Raw genomic sequence first — 17,088 nt, forward strand, 5'->3', positions numbered from 1 at the left:
GGTCCTTCCCTCCGTTCCCCTGCCGTTCAGTGTGAGTGACGAGGCAGCCCGCGAAGCTGAACGAGGTGCTGGTACCGAACGGCCGGCTCGAAGCAAGCGCCGGTGGACAGGGGACCGACGGCGCTCCGGTAAACCTCCTGCCATGGCGTCTGGCTCTCGAGGTGCGGCGGCTTCAGGGATTTGCGGCGCTGCTCGATCTCCTCGTCGGAGAGCAACACGTCCACGCGACGCTGGCGCAGATCGACCCGGATGCGATCCCCCGTCCGGAGCAGCGCGAGGCCGCCGCCCACCGCGGACTCGGGCGACGCGTTGAGGATCGAGGGGCTGTCCGAGGTGCCGCTCTGGCGGCCATCGCCGAGCGTCGGCAGTGACAATCCCTCTCGAACCAGCGCGTCGGGCGGCTGCATGTTCACGACCTCCGCGGAGCCAGGATAACCGATGGGCCCCGTGTTGCGCATGACGAGGATGCAGCCCTCGTCGATCCCGAGCGACGGATCGTTGATGCGAGCGTGGTAATCCTCCGGCCCCTCGAAGACGACGGCCCGCGCCACGAAGACATCGGGATGCGCGGGGTCCGACAGGTAGCGGTTGCGGAAGCTCTCTCCGATCACGCTGCTCTTCATGACGGCCGAGTCGAAGAGGTTCCCGCTCATGACGAGCAGGCCGGCGGCGGGGAGCAGAGGATCTTCGTACGGTCGGATCACGTCGCGGTTGGCGACGACGGCGCTCGCCACGTTCTCACCCGCGGTTCGTCCGGACACCGTGAGAGCATCCCCGTGGAGACGGCCTGCGCGGAGCAGCTCGTTCATGACGGCGGGCGCCCCCCCTGCGCGATAGAAGTCCTCTCCCAGGAAGCGCCCGGCGGGCTGGCAGTCGACGAGCAAGTGGACGGCTTGCCCGACCCTCTGCCAATCGTCGATGGTCAAGTCGACCCCGACGTGGCGGGCGATGGCGTTCATGTGGATGGGGCAGTTGGTCGACGCGCCGATCGCCGAAGCGACGGCGATCGCGTTCTCGAACGCCGCCTTGGTCATGATCGCGCTCGGCGTCAGGTCCTCGTGCACCATCTCCACGATCCGGCGCCCGGTCGCGTATGCCATCTGCGCCCGCTCCCGATAGGGCGCCGGGATCGCCGCGCATCCGGGCAGCGACATCCCGACGGCCTCGGCGAGGACGTTCATCGACAAGGCCGTTCCCATGGTGTTGCAGTGCCCCGCGCTGGGCGCGGCCGCGGCGACCATGTCCATGAACTCCGCGTAGTCGATGCTGCCGGCCGCCAGGAGCCGGCGAGCCTCCCAGATCACGAGCCCCGAGCCGGCGAGCCTCCCCCGGTAATATCCGTTCAACATCGGCCCGCCCGAGAGCACGATCGCGGGCAGGTCGACCGTCGCCGCTGCCATCAGGCAGGACGGCGTGGTCTTGTCGCAGCCGGTCGTGAGGACGACGCCGTCGAGCGGGTATCCGAAGAGCACCTCCACCAACGCGACGTACGCGAGGTTCCGGTCGAGGGCTGCGGTGGGCCTCTTGCCTGTCTCCTGGAGGGGGTGCGCCGGGAACTCCAGCGGGATCCCGCCGGCGTCACGCACGCCCTCCTTGACTCGGACGGCGAGGCTCAGATGATGGCGGTTGCATGGCACGAGGTCGCTGCCCGTCTGGGCGATCCCGATGACGGGGCGGCCGGATTGGAGCTCTCCGCGGGTCAGCCCGAAGTTCAGGTAGCGCTCGAGGTACAGCGCCGTCATCTCCGGATTCGTCGCGTCGTCCCACCACGCTTGGCTCCGCAGCTTTCGCTTCTGTTTCATCGCTCACCTCCCTGGACGAGGGGCGCCACGGCCTACCCAGCAGCCCGAAGCCCTTCGTCGCGCGTCGCCCTTCCGGCCTCTGCGATGTGAATCACCGTCTTCGCTCCGCCCCCCGCGGCTCGCAGCGAGGCCGGCGCCTCGTCGAGCGCGATCCGCCGCGCGATCACTCGGCGCGCGGGGGCGGGAAACAGGATCAGGAACTGCTCGAGCATCCGGACGGCTGCCTCGTAGGACTTGCGGCCGGCGTTCACGGTCCCGAACATCAGCTGGTTCTGGAGGACGAAATCGCGCATCAGACCGGATGCGTCGAAGCCGATCGCGGGCCCCGGCGCAGGGATGCCGGTGAGGATGAACGCGCCGTTCGCCGCCAGCGCGGGGAGGGTCTTGAACGCGAACTCCGGCACGCCGACCGCTTCGATGATCACGTCGAACCGCCCGAGGCGCCTCACCAGCCCCGGGACGTCGGTGGACTCGCTCGATACGTAGTCGGCGCCGACGCTGCGCACCAAGAGCGCCCGATCGCCGTCCTTCGGCTCCCTCGAATACACGACCGCCCGAACGCCGTTCGCGACCAGCGCCATCGCCGCGAGCACGCCGATCGGTCCGGCGCCGAGGACCAGGCCCCGCGCCCCGTCGTCGTCCCATGGCAGGCGCGTCAGGGTGGCGTCGAGCTGGGCGAACGCTTTGGCCACGACGCTCAGCGGCTCGACGAGGACGCCGAGCTCGCCGACCGCCGGAGGGACGGGGACGAGGTAGCGCTCCTCCTCGACGAAGAGCTCGGTCATGAAGCCGTCCGCTCCGCAGATGCCGCGCTCGATGAACTCGCCCGTCGCGCAGAAGTCCTGGTGCCCGACGCGGCAGGCCGGGCACTCGACTCTGGTACAGGGCCGACGCACGGTCGGCACCACGAGATCTCCGGGATGAAGGCGAACCACGCCGTCACCCGTCTGCACGACCTCGGCGAGAGCCTCGTGTCCCAGCACGAGCCGGTCCGTCCCTGCCGGGGCGGACCCGTACGTGAACGCGGCAATCTCTCGGTCGGTTCCGCACACTCCGACTGCGAGGGTGCGGAGCAGCGCGTGCCCGTACGCCAGCGGCCGAGCATCCGGTCGGTCTTCCTCTTCCACGAGACACACCACCCTCTCGGCCATCAAGGCAGCGACCGACTTCACGCGTCCCCTCTTCCTGCGAGCACCTGCCCGCTCGCCGTCGTGCGTGCCAGGGAGGGCACGGCGATGGGTCCCATGGGGCGTTCGTCCGGAGGCGGCAAGCCCGCGGCGAGCACCGCATTTGACCGGATTTGACGGGGCTCGACCGGCCGCTTACCCGACGGTCGTCTGCGACCGTACGCTGCGAGGCCCTCGTCGATCACATCGGGCACATCGGGCACATCGGGGAGAAGGCATCATCGGAGCGTGGCGTCGGCGATGTCGCGATGCCCCTGCTGCTTCCCGCACATGCCGAATCAGAGACTACGCCGCGGATGGCAAGGACACCTCCTTCCCGGCCCTCCTCGCGTCGATGATGTGTGCGGTGTTGACGACCCCGACGTGAGAGAACGCCTGTGGAAAATTGCCGAGCTGGCGGTGCAGCTCGGGGCTGTACTCCTCGGCGAGCAGGCCGACATCATTGCGGAGGGAGACCAAGCGATCGAGGAGCGCCTCCGCCTCGTCGAGGCGACCGACCATCGCGTAGTTGTCGGCGAGCCAGAAGCTGCAGATGAGGAAGGTCCCCTCGTGCCCCGGCAGACCGTCCACCCCCGTCTCGGTCGCGTAGCGCAGGACGAGGCCATCCCGGGTGAGGCCCTTCTCGATCGCCGCGACGGTGGACAGCATGCGGGGATCATCGGCGGCGAGGAAGCCCATGTGCGGGATCAGGAGCACGCTCGCGTCGAGGGCTTCCGAGCCGTACGATTGAGTGAAGGCGCCGACGCGCGTGTTGAATCCGCGCGCGAGCAGGTCGCCGCGGATCTCCTCGCGCAACGCGCGCCAGCGCAGGAGCCGCTTCGCGAGTCGATGCTGTCCGCCTACGCCGAACTCCTCGATCATGCGTACGGCGCGATCCACCGCCACCCAGGTCATCAGCTTCGAGTGCGTGAAGTGCAGCTGCTTCCCCCCGCGTATCTCCCAGATGCCCTCGTCCGGTCGCTGCCAGGACCTCTCGACGAAGTCCACGATCTCCACGATAGGGTCCCAGGTGTGCGGCAGATCCGGCAGGCCCTGGGCGTGGGCGTCGTAGAGCGTGTTGAGCACCTCGCCGTAGACGTCGAGTTGAAACTGATCGTATGCGCCGTTGCCGATCCGCACCGGCCTCGACTCCTCGTATCCCGGGAGCCACGGCAGCTCGACCTCGGTGAGCCGATGCTCCCCGGCCACGCCGTACATGATCTGCAGCTGCGCAGGAGCACCGGCGACCGCGCGCATGAGCCAGTCGCGCCAAGCCTGAGCTTCCTCGAGGTACCCGCCGCGCATCAGGGCGTCGAGCGTGAGCGTGGAGTCGCGCAACCAACAGTAGCGATAGTCCCAGTTGCGAACGCCGCCGAGGTCCTCCGGCAAGGACGTGGTCGGCGCCGCCACGATCCCACCCGTGGGCGCATAGGTGAGCGCCTTCAGCGTGAGGAGCGACCGCACGACGGCATCACGCCAGCGGCCTTGGTAGCGGCAGCGGCCCGCCCACGCTCGCCAGTGACGCTCGGTCCGCGCGAGCTCCTGCTCGGCGTCGACGGGGTGGGCCGGCGCGCGCTCATGCGACGGGTAGAACGTGAGGGTGAACGGCAGGCGCTGACCCGCGCGGACGACGAAGTTCGTCTCCAATCGGGCCGCGTTCCAGTCGGGGTCGAGCGGCGCTGGGCTGCTGAACGCGAGCGCGGCGGGGCCAGACGTGAGCGTCGCTCGGCCTCCGTCACACTGGATCCACGGGATCATGCGGCCGTAGCCGAACCGCGCCATCAGATCGGAGTGCATCGGGACTTCGCCCTCGATCCCTTCGACGATCCGGATGACGTCGTGCGCGACGACGCCGTAGGCTCCGTCGACGAGCCGGGTGGCCTCGTGCGCGGCGACGCCTGGGGGCATGAAGTCGATCAGGCGCGCGCGGCCGCCCTCACAGGCGAACTCGGTCTCGAGGACCAGCGTGTCCCGCCGATAGCGCCGCTCCAAGCTCCGTATCGCCGTGGCTGGCCGGATGGTCCAGTAGCCGTGATCGTCGCGGCCGAGCAGCCTCGCGAAACACGCGTCCGAGTCGATGCGCGGCAGGCAGAGCCAGTCGAGCGAGCCGTTACATGAGACCAGACCGACCGTGGTCGTGTCACCGATGAGACCGTAGTGTTCGAGCGGAGCTGGCATCGCCGCAATATGTAGGTTCATGCCTGGATCGCAATCCTGGCGCCGATCGTTCGCCGCCCAGGCTGCCTGATCCGATCCGCGTCCGCAGCGCCGTGCTCCGGCGCGTTCGCTCGCTCATCTCCAGATTGGCGATCCGCCGGGAGCTCGAGGGGCGGGGTAGGCTGCGCCGAGCTCGGAGAGCTCCTCGACGAGGCGCGCTCGGAGCATGTCGCGGGAGAGGCTCTCCGGATCTCGGATCTTCGCCTCGGCGAACGTGCGGTACGCGGCGCGGTACGCGTCGGGGCCGGTGACGGCCTGATCGTCGCCGAGCAGGGCCTGTCAGTTCCAGTACGGCTGACCCCACCAGAACCACGCGCCGGTGTGCTCGTCGAACGGCCTGAGGACGAACGGCTTGCCGTCGAGCCCAGTCGTCGTCCGGGGGGTTGTTCGACGGTCGTCGCTGCGCTTGCCGCTCCGACCCGGAGAACGGCGATGGCGCCGCGCGAGCGGCTGCGGATCGATCCGGCTGGTGAGCGTGATCGACCGGCGGCCGATCACACGCTGCCGCTCACCTTCGCTGTACGGGTATTGCCGTCGAGCGACGTCTCGATCCTGTACAGCGCTCCCTGGTACGAAATGGTCCCGCCCTCACTCAAGTTTCCGCCGCGCAGCACGTTGGCGGCGCTCTCGTACAGAAGAAAGGAGGCGTGGCCGGGGGGCAGCGCGCTCGACAGCATCCAGGTCCCCTCCGGGCCGCCCTCTTCGATCACGAGGTGCTGCTGAGCGCCGGACGCGTCGAGCAGCACCCCGAGCGTCGAGCCGCTCCGGTCGCGCGACGTGGCGCGGAAGTTGAGGGGGGCCGCGGTGGCGAGCAGCAGGGCGGAGGCGACTGGCTTCTGGGGGATGGACATGGCGGTGATGAACAGCTCCGTGGGCGGCCCTTGCGTGCGGACCGGGTGACGTGTCTCTCCGTGACGGCCTGGCGGCCGAGCTCCCGTGGAGCCGGCGCTCACCGGCCTGAGCCGGCGATCGAGCGCTTCGGCTGCCAGACGAGCCCGCCGTACTTCCGGGGAGAGCCCGAGCGGTCGAGCCGCTGGAACGTCTCACCCGCCTTGAGGTGCCGCTGCCTGTCGCGATCGAAGGGGCCGTGCTGGCCGCTCGCCGGCTCGTACGTGACATCGCTCCTCCCGTGCACCTGGAAGCGCCAGCAGAGCCTTTGTTCCACTCCGTCCACGACCCGCGACAACCACGGTTTCACGGTCTGTACCTCCCCGCGCACAGCGCGCGAGCTCGTGGCCGAGGCAAGGCTGTCGCACTGCGTCGCACTGCTCGGCGCGGCGATGATGCCCGGCGTGCACGTGTGAGTCATCTCGACGTTCCTCCGACGGTGGAAGGCACGAGACGCGCGTGCATCCCACGGCTGTGCGAAAGTTGCCTCGAACGTCGCATGACGGCCGTATTTGCCGAGCCTGGTCGATGGGCCAGACGGCATCGCCGACAACTTCACTGCGTGTACGCCAATGTATAGCAGAAAGATGCGCCAGGGCACCACGCATATCGGCGCAGCATGCGCCGATTTCGCCGAGGCGACGCTTTTTCGCGTCGTGGCTGCTCGGGCGTGGTGCGAAATGTCTCTTCCGAGGAGGGGCGCTCACCCCTCGGCGCCCGCGGTCCCGGTGTCCAGCCGGGCGACCTGGCGCTTGTGGGGCATCCGGACGATGCCCAGCCAGGCGAACACGCGGGTGGAGTGGGCGATCAGGACAGCAAGGAGCTCCGTGGCTCGTCTGTACATCGAGGGCGGGCCGGCGCGCGGTCGGCTCACGGTCACGATGCGACGAGTCCGGAACCGCGCTTCTCGCGCGCGTATGTCCCTGCGCCACTCGATTCGATTCCGTTCGTGAGGCGAGCCCGCGATGGGCGAGTCCGTGGGCTCGCGTGCGGGCCCTCTGTGATTTCGTTCATCGGCACATCACCTTCGGGGGCGAATCGGGCCCGGTCGTGCGCTGGATACCTCGGCGACCTCGGCGCGCGTCCTCCCCCACGGGGCCATGAGCTCCTCGGTCTGGCTGGAGGCCTATCTCGGTGGGCGGTGGCGTACGTTCGACGCGCGCAACAACGTGCCTCGTATGGGGCGCGCGCCGATCGCCCGCGGGCGCGACGCGGCGGACGTGGCGATCACCTCCACCTGCGGCCAGAAGAGGTTGAAGACCTCCCGCGCATGAACGGATGAGGCCGCGAGCCCGCTCTCTCGATCGTGCATCTGGAGCGCCCGTTCGGCGGGACGTCCTGCTCGTCCGGGGGACGCATGCAGGCTCCGGGGGCGCGCGGCGAGCGGCGCCTCCGGGCGGCGCGCGCGGCGCTGGGGGCCGAGAGCGCGGCGTGCGCGCGGCTCTTCCCAGGGCCGCCGGCTGGCGACGCCCGATGGCTGGTCGAGCTCGTGAACGAGCGGGTCATCGACCCTGTCTTTGGCTGGGGGTACACCGGACGCGCGCAGGCCGGCGCGGCGGCCTCGCCGGCGCCGGAGAGGACCCGGGTCACCGGAGCGGGAGTGAGCGGCGGATGACGGGAGCCGCCGCAACGTCGTAAAGCTGCTCGCGCGGACCACGGGTGTGTACAACCTGGACGACCGGAGAGGTCAGCGGCGGAGCGGCGGCGCTCAGCCTGCTTCGGTATGATTACTCACCGGCTCGGACCGCTGAGCGCCCATGGCGGCTCGGGGGCAGCGTGGTAGTCTGCGCGCCCATGAACAACACGCCTACCGACGGCATCGATGGGGAAGATTGGGGACGACTGCACGTCACGCGAGCTTGCTGCGGCGCAGGTGTCTGCAGGAACTTCGCGCCAGAGCTCCTGGGCGAGGTGGCGCCTGCGCACTGGGAGGCCATGGACGGCGACGTGAAGCGCCGCGGCCCCGCGGTGCTGGAGGGCACGTACGAGGAGGGGGCGTTCACGGGCGTCCTGCGCCAGCCGCGGAGCCGGGCCGACTTCGAGGCGGCGCGCACGGCCGTGGCCTCCTGCCCGGTCCACGCCTTGCGCCTCAAGCCGCCCGCCGCGCGCCCTCGCGCCGGCGAGCTCGGCGCTCCGTTCAGCACCTGGCCGCGCCGCATCGAGGACGACGTCTGGGCGCTCGGCGAGCCCGCGAGGGAAACCGTCGGGGCCACGGCCTACTTCATCGAGCGCCCTGGCGGGAACGTGCTCGTCGATCTGCCGAAGCCGAGCGAGGCCATCTTCCGCTTCCTCGAGGAGCGCGGCGGCGTGCGGTGGATCTTCCTCACCCACGGCGACAACACCGCGCATCACGCCGAGTTCGCGGCCCGCTTCCCCGGATGTCGCCGCATCCTCGGCTTCGCGGACGTGAGCGCGCGCGGCGGCGAGTACACGGCGGTCACCACCGACGTGGAGATCCAGCTCCCCGACCGCCCCGAGCCCATGACCCTCGAGGGCGCGCCGCTCGCCGACGCCGCGCTCGCCGGCGCCGAGCTCGCCGTGCTCTCGCAGCCCGGCCACACCGCGGGGTCGATGTGCCTGCTGTACCGCGGCCGCTTCCTGTTCACCGGCGACCACCTCGCCTACTCGCGGCGCCTCGGCCAGATCATGGCGTTCCGGCTCCAGTGCTGGCACGACTGGGAGCGCCAGACCGGCTCCGTGCGCCGCCTGGCCGCCCTGGCGCAGGCGGGCCATCTCCGGTTCGCGTGGCTCTTGCCCAGCCACGGCGAGTGGCATCGCCTCGACGGCGACGGCTGCGCGCCCGCGACGGCGGGCGAGCTCAACCGCACGGTCGCCTGGATGGAGCGGCAGGCGCCTGGCCACGTCCCGCTCGCCCGCTTCATCCCGTGGGTGCAGAGCCGCGCGCGGCCCCGCGGCCGCCTCGCCCGCGCGGTGCGCGCGATCGGCGGCGAGGGGCCCGGGAGCGAGGCGTGGGTGCTGCCGCGCGCCGCCCGCCCGTACCTGCCCGATCACCGGCCGGAGAAGGTCAATCCGGCGCTGATGCGGGCTTCCCTGGCGGCGGCGAGCGCGCTCGGCGCCGCGGCGTCCGTCGTCTGGCTCGCCGCGCGCGCGGTGGGGGCGGTGGTGAAGCGGAGGCCGTGACGCGGGCGCGGGGGCGCGGGCTGGCCGCTCAGCCGCTCGCGCCGGCCCCTTCGTCCAGGCGCAGCAGATACCGTGTCTCGGGGTTCTCCCGGCGCCAGATCACGTTATCCATGAAGTAGTGGTGGATGTTCACGAACACGTAGACGGCCGCGAGGTAGGGTGTCGGGCCCAGCCCGGCCATCGCCTCGTCGCCGCTCGCGCTCAGCACCAGCGCGCCGTCGAGGAGCGCGGGCGCGCCGCGGAGCACGACCCACCCGAGGCCGACGGCGGAGGCGGCCAGGAGGCCGAGGCGCAGGCCGGTCGGCCTCCCGAACAGCGGCGGGCCCTCGGCGTCGCGCGCCTCGTTCCGCTTCAGGAGCCAGACGAAATACAGATACTGGACGGAGTGCAGCGCCGGAATCACGTACATCATGAGCCGGTCGAGGCTCGAGTACACCGTCCAGAGCCACACCGTGATGAGGAACCCCGCGAGCGGCGAGAGCGGCGGTGGCCGCCGGTCCGCTCGCCACCGCCGCGCGAGCACCCAGAGCAGCGCGAGCCCGCTCAGCGCGAAGGCGGCGCCGGCGATGGGCTCGAGGGCCGGCGGGTGCGCGATCGAGGCGTAGACCACGCCCTTCTCCTCGAGCTCCCTGCCCGGATCGGCCGGGCTCGCCCACGCATAGGCCCAGGCCGCGAAGCAGTGCGCGAGGACCACCCTGCGCTCCAGCGGGCTGAACCGGAACCCGCGCCGCGCCGACAGCACCGTCAGGACGCCGAAGCCCTGCTTGACGTAGTGCCAGCCCACCAGGAGGAACATGAGCTGGATCATGAAGCCCATCGCCCGCGCGGAGCCGGTCGAGAGCGCGAAGGCCGCCCACGCGAGCAGCGCGAGCGGGACGAGGAGCCCCGCGACGATGGCGCGGGCCCGCTGCGCCGGGGGGAGCGCGCCGTCGAACGCGCGGCGCCTCGCGTCCCTGTAGAACAGCAGGTACGTGACCGCGAAGTGAGGATCGTTGATCACGGACGCGGCGTGGAACGTCAAGAAGCCGATCGCGAGCTCCGACGCGTCGAGCCCGACGGCCCGGCGGAGCAGCCACGCGAGCGGAAAGAGCACGAGCGTCGCGCCGCCCACGAGCAGGAACTCGATGATCCGGGCGCCCGCGGCCTCCCGGCGCGGCGCCGCGACCGGGACTGGCAGCGTCACGCTCGCGCTCGTCATGCGCCGAAGTTACCACACGGGGGCGCGCCACATCCTTCATCGAAGCTCGTACGAACGCTCGCCGGCGAGCGGCGCTCTTGGCACAACTTTACCGATGGATCGAACGGGAGCCCGCGGGCCCGCCGGCGCGCGCCCTGCGCCCGTGCGCGGCCGGCCCCCGTCACCGGCGCTTCAGGGCGTACGCGATGCCGCCTTGCAAGGTGCCCTCCGTGACCAGGCCGCGCAGGTCGATGTCGAGCTCGATCATCGTCCGCGCGATCGCGGGCTGGATGCCGGTCAGCACGACCTCGGCGCCGAGCAGCCCGGCCGCGCGCGCGGCGTGCACCAGCATCTCGGCGACGCGCTCGTCGACCGCCTTGACCCCGGTGATGTCGATGATCGCGATGCGGGCCGCGTGCCGCTCGACGCCCTGGAGCAGCGTCTCGATGATGCGGCCCGCCCGCGCGCTGTCGAAGAAGCCGATGAGGGGCATGACGAGGACGCCCTCGGCGATCGGCAAGAGCGGCGTGACGAGCTCCCGTATCGTGTCCTGCTGCGCCGCGATGAGCTCGTCCCGCGCCGCCTCCCGCTCGCGCTCCGCCTCCTTGACGCGGGTGATGTCGAGGGAGACGCCGGCCATCGAGCCCTCCGGGATGCCCTCGCCCCAGACCGGGAACTTGATCGTGTAATACGTCCTCTCGCCCGCGGCGTGCGGCACGGGATCCTCGGCCTCGAACGGGGTGCCGCTGCTGCGCACGAGCGCGTCGACATCGTTGTAAATCGCCGCGACCTCCGGCGGAAAGAAGTCCTTGTCGGTCTTGCCGACCATGCCGCCCGGGGCCGCGCCGGCGATCTCCTCGAGCGAGCGGCTCGCCAGGAGAAAGGCGCCGTCGCCGTCCTTCGCGTAGAGCAGGACCGGCGCCCGCTCGCAAAACGACGCCAGCAGCGCCTCGCTCCGGAGCAGGCGCCGCTCGCGGCGCCGCCGCTCGGTCACGTCCTCGGCCGACAGGAAGATCTCGCGCGCGGCGCCGTCCTCGCCGCGCGTGAAGACCTCGGCGCGGACGGCGAAGAGCCGCTCGTCCCCCCCGCGGCCCTGCGCCCGCAGCTCGCCGTCCACGACCTCGCCGTCGCGCGCCGACGAGAGCCGCTCGGCGCGCGCGGCCAGGCCGGCGAGGTCGTCGGGGTGAACGCGGGCCGAGAGCGCCGCGAGGCCGCGCGTCGAGAGCTCCTCGTCGGAGCAATCGAGCGCGCGGGCGAGGGCGGCGTTGTGCGCGGTGAGCCGCCGCTCTCTCATGTCCACGACACACAGGAGCGCCGGCGTCGCGTCGAGCATCCGCTGAGCGCGCCCGCCGCTCGCCTCCTGGTGGTCCTTGCCCCTGGTCTCGTTCATCCCGGCACGGCCTTGTTCATGGTGGCTCCTTCGAGGTCGGGCGGCGGCGAGCGCGGGCCTGAGCTTGACACATGATAGCCAATCGCCGCGGGCGCGAGCGGCGGAATCGACGACGCCGCCCCCTTGTCGAGGGCGCCCGGCGCGGCGCGCCAGCGCTTTCGCGCAGGCGCGAGCCGCGATGGTGGCGCGCGTCACACGACGTCGCCTGCGGCGCTGCGCGCCGCCGGGCTCAGGGGAGCAGGCTGCAGTCGGACAGGGGCGTCCGGTAGTCCATCGCCTGGGTATTGCGCTCGAACTCGTCCAGGTTGTTCGGACAGACGACGTACCAGCCAGCGTCTGTGAAGGGGTCCACGCGCCGATCGGTGGTGACCAGGTCGTACGCCAGCATCACGGTGTCGTAGCCCCAGCCGAACAGCTTCTGGCCGAGGAGCACGTCCACGTAGCCGGCGCGCATGCGATCCAGGTACTCCGGCAGCGTATCGAACGCGACCGAGTGGATCTCCTTCGCCATCGCCTTCTCGGCGAGCAGCGGGGCGTTGGCCGCGAGGTCCGGCTCGCCGAGGAGCTTGCTGTAGGAGAAGAAGAAGCCCGTGATCTCCGGGTCGTCCTCCAGCGCCTGCTCCGCCTGGTGCGTGCAGAAGGGGTCTTCGTAGTCGCAGCAGAGGCAGGGGAGGGTCGCGGCGTTCGTCATGTCCGGGTATTTCTTCAGCGCCTCGGAGAAGCCGGCGGTCCGGTCGATGAAGGTTCCTGCGGCGGTGGGGGTGTAGCCGCCGTCCTTGCTCTCCTCCATCATCGTCTGGAAGGCGATCTTGCCGGTCTTCCCGTTGATGGTCGCGAGCGCATCCATGAGGAAGGCGGCAGCGGCCTTGTTGTCCATGCCGTAGTAGGTGTGGCGCCTGCTGTCCGGCGCGTCGCCGCCGTAGGTGACGACCTTGATGCCGGCGTCCACGGCCCGGTTGATGAGGTCGTTCTCGCAGACCCCGTCGAAGACGTCGATGGAGATGGCGTCGACCTTCTTGTCGATGACCTCTTCCAGCACCGCCATCTGCGGCCGGGAAAAATAGCACTCGTCGTCGGAAACGACCGGGTCGCCGTTCTCGTCGAGCTCCGGGCACTCGGGATCCAGGATCAACACCTCGATCGGGCGCGCGCTCGTGGCCGCGAGCTCCGTGCGCGCCTGCCTGGCGCCCTCGCGCCCGAGGTCGTGGAACCGGTTGCACTTGTTGTGCGTGATGTAGGCGATGGTGATCGGCTCACCCGTCGCGCTCTCGCTGTCGCTGCAGGCGAGCAGGCCGGCCGCCAGGAGAATACCGGAGAACTTTCGATGGCGCATGAACCCCCTCCACGCTCAAGAACCAAGAGAGCAGTCAGGAACGATATTGCGATTGGGTGAGATAGGTTTGGCTGACAACGCCTTTTCGAGTCCTTTCGGCGACAGCGACGGCGATCCGGCGCGCTGGTGGAGGGGCGAAGAGGCGGTGTCGGCGCCCCCAGCTCGTGGATCTGGACGCTCGGTGTCCATCACGGTTCGTCGCCGCCATGGCCGCCTGTCCCGCCGGCGCCGCCGCCTCCGCCATGGCCACCCGTCCCGCCGGCGCCGCCGCCACCGCCATGGCCGCCTGTCCCGCCGGCGCCGCCGCCACCGCCATGGCCGCCTGCCCCGCCGGCGGCGCCGCCGCCGTCACCGCCGCCGGTCGAGGTGGTCCCGCTCGCGCGCGAGGAGCTCGCGGACACGCCCGTGTCGACGCAATTCGGGTTGTCGACCTCGACGAAACAGCCCACCTCGACGGGGTGGCCGATCTCGATGCAGCCCCACGAAAGGAGGCACGCGGCGGCCGACGAGCCGACGAGGAACGAGGGGAGGAGCGCGCTCTTCTTCACGGCAAAGCTCACGGCAAAGCTCCCTGCGGCGCGCGCGAGGCCGTCGCGCGGGAAGAGGGCCCGGCCGCCGCGGGCGGGCCGCCGGCGGCGTCCTCGCCGCCCAGGTGAAGCTCGATCCCGGCGAAGATCGTGAGCCGGTTCGTCAGCGCGTAATCCGCGGTGGGGCCGCGCTCCACGAGGTAGCGCGGCAGCCCCTGGTTGGGGCCGACGACGTAGGGCTCGTAGGCCGAGAACGCGTATTGACCGCCGAGCGTGTACCCGGCGCCCTTCACCCCGGGGAGCGCGCCCGTCAGCGCCGCGCGGAGCTCGAGCTGCGGCGACACCTCGGGGCGCGGGGCGATGTTCGACGGATGGCCGCCAACATACGCCTGATCCGCGATCCGGCGGCCCATGTACGCGGCCGCCAGGGACACGGCGCCTGCGCCGATCTCGTACGAGACGTGCGCGTTGCCGTACACCGACGGCGCGACGGCGAGGGGGACCTCGTCCCCGACGCCGAACGGCGCATTGTCCTCGATCTGCTGCGCCGACAAGCGGCGCCGCGTCACCGCGAACGTGGAGTTCGCGCCGACGCGCAGCCGCCGATCGAGGAAGCTCGCCTCGAATCCCAGGTTCGCGCCGTAGTTCCGGATGCCCGGTACGTTCTTGAAGCTCGAGACGCTGGGCGCCTGGGCCTTCACGATCTGGAGCTCGATGACGTCCCGCCAGGTCGAGGCGAAGCCGCCGGCCGTGATCGAATACGCGCCGGTCCGGAACGACGACACCGCCTCCACCGACGAGACCCTCTCCGGCTTGAGGCCGTCCGGGTTCGGCAGGAGCCTGCCGCTCACCATGTAGAGCTCGACGAAGCTGGGCGCGCGGAACGCGCTCGAATAGATGAGCTTGAGCGAGATGCGATCGTCCGGCTCGGCGATCAGCGCGGCGCGCGGCGAGATCGCCGCCGGCAGATATTCGAGCGGGATGCGCGAGTCGAGGTCGACCCGGATGCCCGCGTTGAGCGCGATGGGCCGGAAGGGGCGCAGCGTCTGCTGCACGTAGGCCCCGAGCGCGGCCTCGTCCTCGAGGCGGTGCCCGCCGCCGTGCCAGCGCGTGAGCGCGGGGTCGGAGCCGTAGCTCTTGCCCGAGAGCTCGTCGAACGCGACGATCTCGTACGCGGACGTGCGGAGGCGCCCGTCGACGCCCGCCATGGTCGAGAAGGCGCCGTCGCCCGCCCAGTCGACCACCGCCTGGAGCTCCAGCCCGACCCAGCGGGAGAGGAACAGCGACTCCTTCCGGCACGGCCCGGACGGCCCGCGCGGGCACTGCTCGGGATCGATCACGCCGAGCGGCACGTGCGGCACGAGCGCGTCGTGGCCGATGACGTAGCGCGAGCGCAGGAGGCGGCTGTACCCGAAATACGCGCGCGCCACGCCCTCGAGGCGCTCGCTCAGCCGGGCGCGGTAGCGCACGCTGGCCAGGGCGAGCGACTGCGCGTTGTCGTTGTGCGCGTCGTCGTAGGCGCCGACGCGGTTCTCGTAGAGATCCATCTGGGGCGCCGCCCACACCGAGCGCGTCATCTGCGCGGCGGCGCTCAGGTCGCCGACGTCGACGCGCAGGTACGCGCCTGCCTTGCGGCGGAACCACTGCTCTTCGACCGGGCCGCCCCAGGTGCCCGGCTCGGCGTGCGAGCCGAGATCCAGCGAGGGCGCGCCGTCGGGCCCGACCGGGATGGGCTGCTTCGGGAAGGCGAAGTGCGGGCCCTTGAACGTGTGCATGTCGGCCGCCGCCACCACGCCCGCGGGCTGCCCCAGCAGCGTGAAGCTGCGCCCGAGGCTCAGCGCCACCGTGTTCTCGCCCCCGGGGCTGTCGACCGTCGGGGCCCTGATGCTCCCCGACTCGTCGAGCGGCGGCGACACCCCGAGCGTGAGCGAGGCGTGGAGGCCATGGTGGTCGGCGGCCTTCTTCGTGACGACGTTGATGACCCCCAGCATGGCCTGCGCGCCGTAGAGCACGGAGCCCGGGCCCAGGACCACCTCGATGTGGTCGATGACGTCGACCGGGATGTCGTGCAGGAAGACGGCCCCGCCGCCCTGCTCGTTCACGACCATGCCGTCGAGCACGAGCAGCACGTGGCTGTTCGCGTCCCGGGCCAGCGCGACCCCGCGCGCGCCGACCTCGGGGGCCGACATGCGGTAGTGCGCGAAGACGCCGCTGGCGAGGAAGTTGAGCGCGTCGGCGAGGCGCTGGATGCCGAAGAGCTTGAGCTGCTTGCCGGTGATCACCGACGACATGGCGGGCGCGTCGCTCGCGCGCTCCGCGGCGCGGGAGGCGCCGGACACGACGTTCTCCTCGAGGATCTCGAGGAGGGAGCTGACGTCCTCGGCCCGCGCCTCGCGCGGCGCGGCGGTCGACCACGCGATCGACGCTGTGCAGAGCAGTGCCAAACGGGGCGAGCGCACGTCAGTAGATCCTTGCCAGTTTGAGGATGGAGGCCGGGAAGTCGATGCGCTGGGCCCGGGCCTGCGCGAGGTTGATGCTCATGCGCGGCTTGCCGTTCGCGACGTCGACGCCGAGCACGGCGCCCTGCGCGACGTAGGGCTCGACGGCCGCGAAGCTCAAGATGCCCGTGTCCGCGAGCGCGCCGCGGATGGCGGCGACGTCCTTCGCGAGCCCGGAGGAGATGTAGACGACGTGGATGTCGCGCGCGCGGCACGCCGCGGCGAGCTCGGGCGCGCTCGAGTACTCGATGGACTCCACGCGGATCGGCCGGTCGCGCACCTTGCCGATGTCGAGGAGCGCCCGCCTCATCTGGTGCGCGGCGCTCGCCGAGTCCGCGTCGCCCGCCCTCGTGAGCAGCAGGAAGGAGACCTGCGCCTTCACCCGCTCCGAGAAGCCCCGATCGTACGGCAGGATGCGCGTGACGATCTCCGCCTGCACGGCGAACGGCGCCGTCGCCGTCTCGGCCCGCGCGTGGCCCGGGGCGAGGGCGGCCGCGGCGAGGAGGCCGAGCACGAAGGCGCGCCGGCAGAGCGTCACGCCCTGCGTTCCTTGGCGCGGACGAGGCCGGAGAGCTTGCGGATGCGGAGCGCCGCCTCCACCTGCGGGGTGAGGGCGAGCAGATCGCCCTTCCTGCCGAAGACGCCGTCGAAGCCGAGCTCCGCGTACCGGGCCCCGGCCTTGGCGTCGGTCGTGTAGAGATAGAAGAGCGGCGGCCGCTCGCCCGCGGGCGCCGCCGCCTTGAGCGAGCGCAGGACGGCGCCGCCGTCGAGGCCCGGCATGAAGAAGTCGATGATGACCAGATCGCAGCCGCGCAGGTGGCGGGCGGTGCCGACGAGCTGCGTCGTCGTGACGACGTCGTAGCCGGCGCTCGACAGCTCGACGCGGATCCGCATCAGCACGATCTCGCTGTCATCGATCACCAGGATGCGTCCGCCGTGTGACATCGGT

The 17,088-nt window shown here is 71.1% G+C and carries 16 protein-coding genes and 1 pseudogene; 3 read left to right on the forward strand and 14 right to left on the reverse strand.

Annotated elements, in window-relative coordinates; genetic code table 11:
- Nucleotides 1-26: 26 nt before the first annotated feature.
- The 7 genes from NQZ70_RS06030 to NQZ70_RS06060 all read right to left on the reverse strand — a co-directional run bounded on the left by NQZ70_RS06030 (nt 27) and on the right by NQZ70_RS06060 (nt 6,947).
- Complete coding sequence (locus tag NQZ70_RS06030) at nt 27-1,802, reverse strand: IlvD/Edd family dehydratase (protein ID WP_129573365.1); 1,776 nt, start codon at nt 1,800-1,802, stop codon at nt 27-29.
- Nucleotides 1,803-1,834: 32 nt separating this feature from the next.
- Nucleotides 1,835-2,953 carry a glucose 1-dehydrogenase gene (locus tag NQZ70_RS06035; RefSeq protein WP_237245623.1) on the reverse strand — a complete coding sequence of 373 codons (1,119 nt, stop codon included), beginning with the start codon at nt 2,951-2,953 and terminating at the stop codon, nt 1,835-1,837.
- Nucleotides 2,954-3,274: 321 nt separating this feature from the next.
- Nucleotides 3,275-5,146 carry a glycoside hydrolase family 15 protein gene (locus NQZ70_RS06040; RefSeq protein ID WP_129581175.1) on the reverse strand — a complete coding sequence of 624 codons (1,872 nt, stop codon included), beginning with the start codon at nt 5,144-5,146 and terminating at the stop codon, nt 3,275-3,277.
- Between the two features lie 318 nt (nt 5,147-5,464).
- The gene (locus NQZ70_RS06045; protein WP_129573367.1) at nt 5,465-5,683 is read right to left on the reverse strand and encodes a hypothetical protein; all 219 of its coding nucleotides are present in this window, start codon (nt 5,681-5,683) and stop codon (nt 5,465-5,467) included.
- Entirely contained in the window at nt 5,680-6,036 is a 357-nt protein-coding gene (locus NQZ70_RS06050; protein ID WP_237245078.1) for a hypothetical protein, read from the reverse strand. The genes NQZ70_RS06045 and NQZ70_RS06050 overlap by 4 nt, the downstream gene beginning before the upstream one ends.
- 98 nt (nt 6,037-6,134) lie before the next feature.
- Nucleotides 6,135-6,383: a hypothetical protein gene (locus tag NQZ70_RS06055; RefSeq protein WP_129573368.1), complete on the reverse strand. Its 249-nt coding sequence runs from the start codon at nt 6,381-6,383 to the stop codon at nt 6,135-6,137.
- A gap of 393 nt (nt 6,384-6,776) precedes the next feature.
- The gene (locus NQZ70_RS06060; protein WP_207217759.1) at nt 6,777-6,947 is read right to left on the reverse strand and encodes a hypothetical protein; all 171 of its coding nucleotides are present in this window, start codon (nt 6,945-6,947) and stop codon (nt 6,777-6,779) included.
- A gap of 104 nt (nt 6,948-7,051) precedes the next feature.
- Here NQZ70_RS06060 and NQZ70_RS53265 point away from each other — a divergent pair.
- From NQZ70_RS53265 to NQZ70_RS06070, 3 genes and pseudogenes are all read left to right on the forward strand, one after another.
- A pseudogene (locus tag NQZ70_RS53265) lies at nt 7,052-7,347 on the forward strand (transglutaminase family protein); the annotation flags it as partial.
- Between the two features lie 83 nt (nt 7,348-7,430).
- Entirely contained in the window at nt 7,431-7,688 is a 258-nt protein-coding gene (locus tag NQZ70_RS06065; RefSeq protein WP_129573369.1) for a hypothetical protein, read from the forward strand.
- Nucleotides 7,689-7,867: 179 nt separating this feature from the next.
- A complete protein-coding gene (locus NQZ70_RS06070) occupies nt 7,868-9,214 on the forward strand; it encodes an MBL fold metallo-hydrolase (protein ID WP_237245079.1) in 1,347 nt (448 codons plus the stop codon).
- Nucleotides 9,215-9,242: 28 nt separating this feature from the next.
- On the opposite strand, the gene NQZ70_RS06075 is transcribed toward NQZ70_RS06070, so the two are convergent.
- The 7 genes from NQZ70_RS06075 to NQZ70_RS06105 form a co-directional block, all read right to left on the reverse strand.
- Nucleotides 9,243-10,412: a hypothetical protein gene (locus NQZ70_RS06075; protein WP_129573370.1), complete on the reverse strand. Its 1,170-nt coding sequence runs from the start codon at nt 10,410-10,412 to the stop codon at nt 9,243-9,245.
- A 160-nt stretch (nt 10,413-10,572) separates the two neighbouring features.
- Nucleotides 10,573-11,781 (reverse strand): PAS domain-containing protein, encoded by a 1,209-nt coding sequence (locus tag NQZ70_RS06080; RefSeq protein ID WP_129573371.1) that lies wholly within the window; start codon nt 11,779-11,781, stop codon nt 10,573-10,575.
- A 229-nt stretch (nt 11,782-12,010) separates the two neighbouring features.
- Nucleotides 12,011-13,114, reverse strand: coding sequence for a substrate-binding domain-containing protein (locus tag NQZ70_RS06085; protein WP_129573372.1), 1,104 nt, complete (start codon nt 13,112-13,114; stop codon nt 12,011-12,013).
- A 188-nt stretch (nt 13,115-13,302) separates the two neighbouring features.
- Complete coding sequence (locus NQZ70_RS06090) at nt 13,303-13,674, reverse strand: hypothetical protein (protein WP_129573373.1); 372 nt, start codon at nt 13,672-13,674, stop codon at nt 13,303-13,305.
- Entirely contained in the window at nt 13,671-16,100 is a 2,430-nt protein-coding gene (locus NQZ70_RS06095; RefSeq protein WP_237245080.1) for a TonB-dependent siderophore receptor, read from the reverse strand. The genes NQZ70_RS06090 and NQZ70_RS06095 overlap by 4 nt, the downstream gene beginning before the upstream one ends.
- 1 nt (nt 16,101) lies before the next feature.
- Nucleotides 16,102-16,677, reverse strand: a complete 576-nt coding sequence (locus NQZ70_RS06100; RefSeq protein ID WP_129573374.1) for a YfiR family protein — start codon at nt 16,675-16,677, stop codon at nt 16,102-16,104.
- Nucleotides 16,674-17,084, reverse strand: a complete 411-nt coding sequence (locus NQZ70_RS06105) for a response regulator (RefSeq protein WP_129573375.1) — start codon at nt 17,082-17,084, stop codon at nt 16,674-16,676. The genes NQZ70_RS06100 and NQZ70_RS06105 overlap by 4 nt, the downstream gene beginning before the upstream one ends.
- Nucleotides 17,085-17,088 lie beyond the last annotated feature (4 nt).

Source organism: Sorangium sp. So ce836 (assembly GCF_028553905.1).
Classification (GTDB): domain Bacteria; phylum Myxococcota_A; class Polyangia; order Polyangiales; family Polyangiaceae; genus Sorangium; species Sorangium cellulosum_D.

Excerpts from the sequence above, each read along its gene's own strand:
- NQZ70_RS06050 (WP_237245078.1), bottom strand. The coding sequence starts at position 6,036 with ATGTCCATCCCCCAGAAGCCAGTCGCCTCCGCCCTGCTGCTCGCCACC.
- NQZ70_RS06070 (WP_237245079.1), top strand. The coding sequence starts at position 7,868 with ATGAACAACACGCCTACCGACGGCATCGATGGGGAAGATTGGGGACGA.
- NQZ70_RS06075 (WP_129573370.1), bottom strand. The coding sequence starts at position 10,412 with ATGACGAGCGCGAGCGTGACGCTGCCAGTCCCGGTCGCGGCGCCGCGC.
- NQZ70_RS06085 (WP_129573372.1), bottom strand. The coding sequence starts at position 13,114 with ATGCGCCATCGAAAGTTCTCCGGTATTCTCCTGGCGGCCGGCCTGCTC.
- NQZ70_RS06040 (WP_129581175.1), bottom strand. The coding sequence starts at position 5,146 with ATGCCAGCTCCGCTCGAACACTACGGTCTCATCGGTGACACGACCACG.
- NQZ70_RS06105 (WP_129573375.1), bottom strand. The coding sequence starts at position 17,084 with ATGTCACACGGCGGACGCATCCTGGTGATCGATGACAGCGAGATCGTG.
- NQZ70_RS06035 (WP_237245623.1), bottom strand. The coding sequence starts at position 2,953 with ATGGCCGAGAGGGTGGTGTGTCTCGTGGAAGAGGAAGACCGACCGGAT.
- NQZ70_RS06065 (WP_129573369.1), top strand. The coding sequence starts at position 7,431 with ATGCAGGCTCCGGGGGCGCGCGGCGAGCGGCGCCTCCGGGCGGCGCGC.
- NQZ70_RS06030 (WP_129573365.1), bottom strand. The coding sequence starts at position 1,802 with ATGAAACAGAAGCGAAAGCTGCGGAGCCAAGCGTGGTGGGACGACGCG.
- NQZ70_RS06080 (WP_129573371.1), bottom strand. The coding sequence starts at position 11,781 with ATGAACGAGACCAGGGGCAAGGACCACCAGGAGGCGAGCGGCGGGCGC.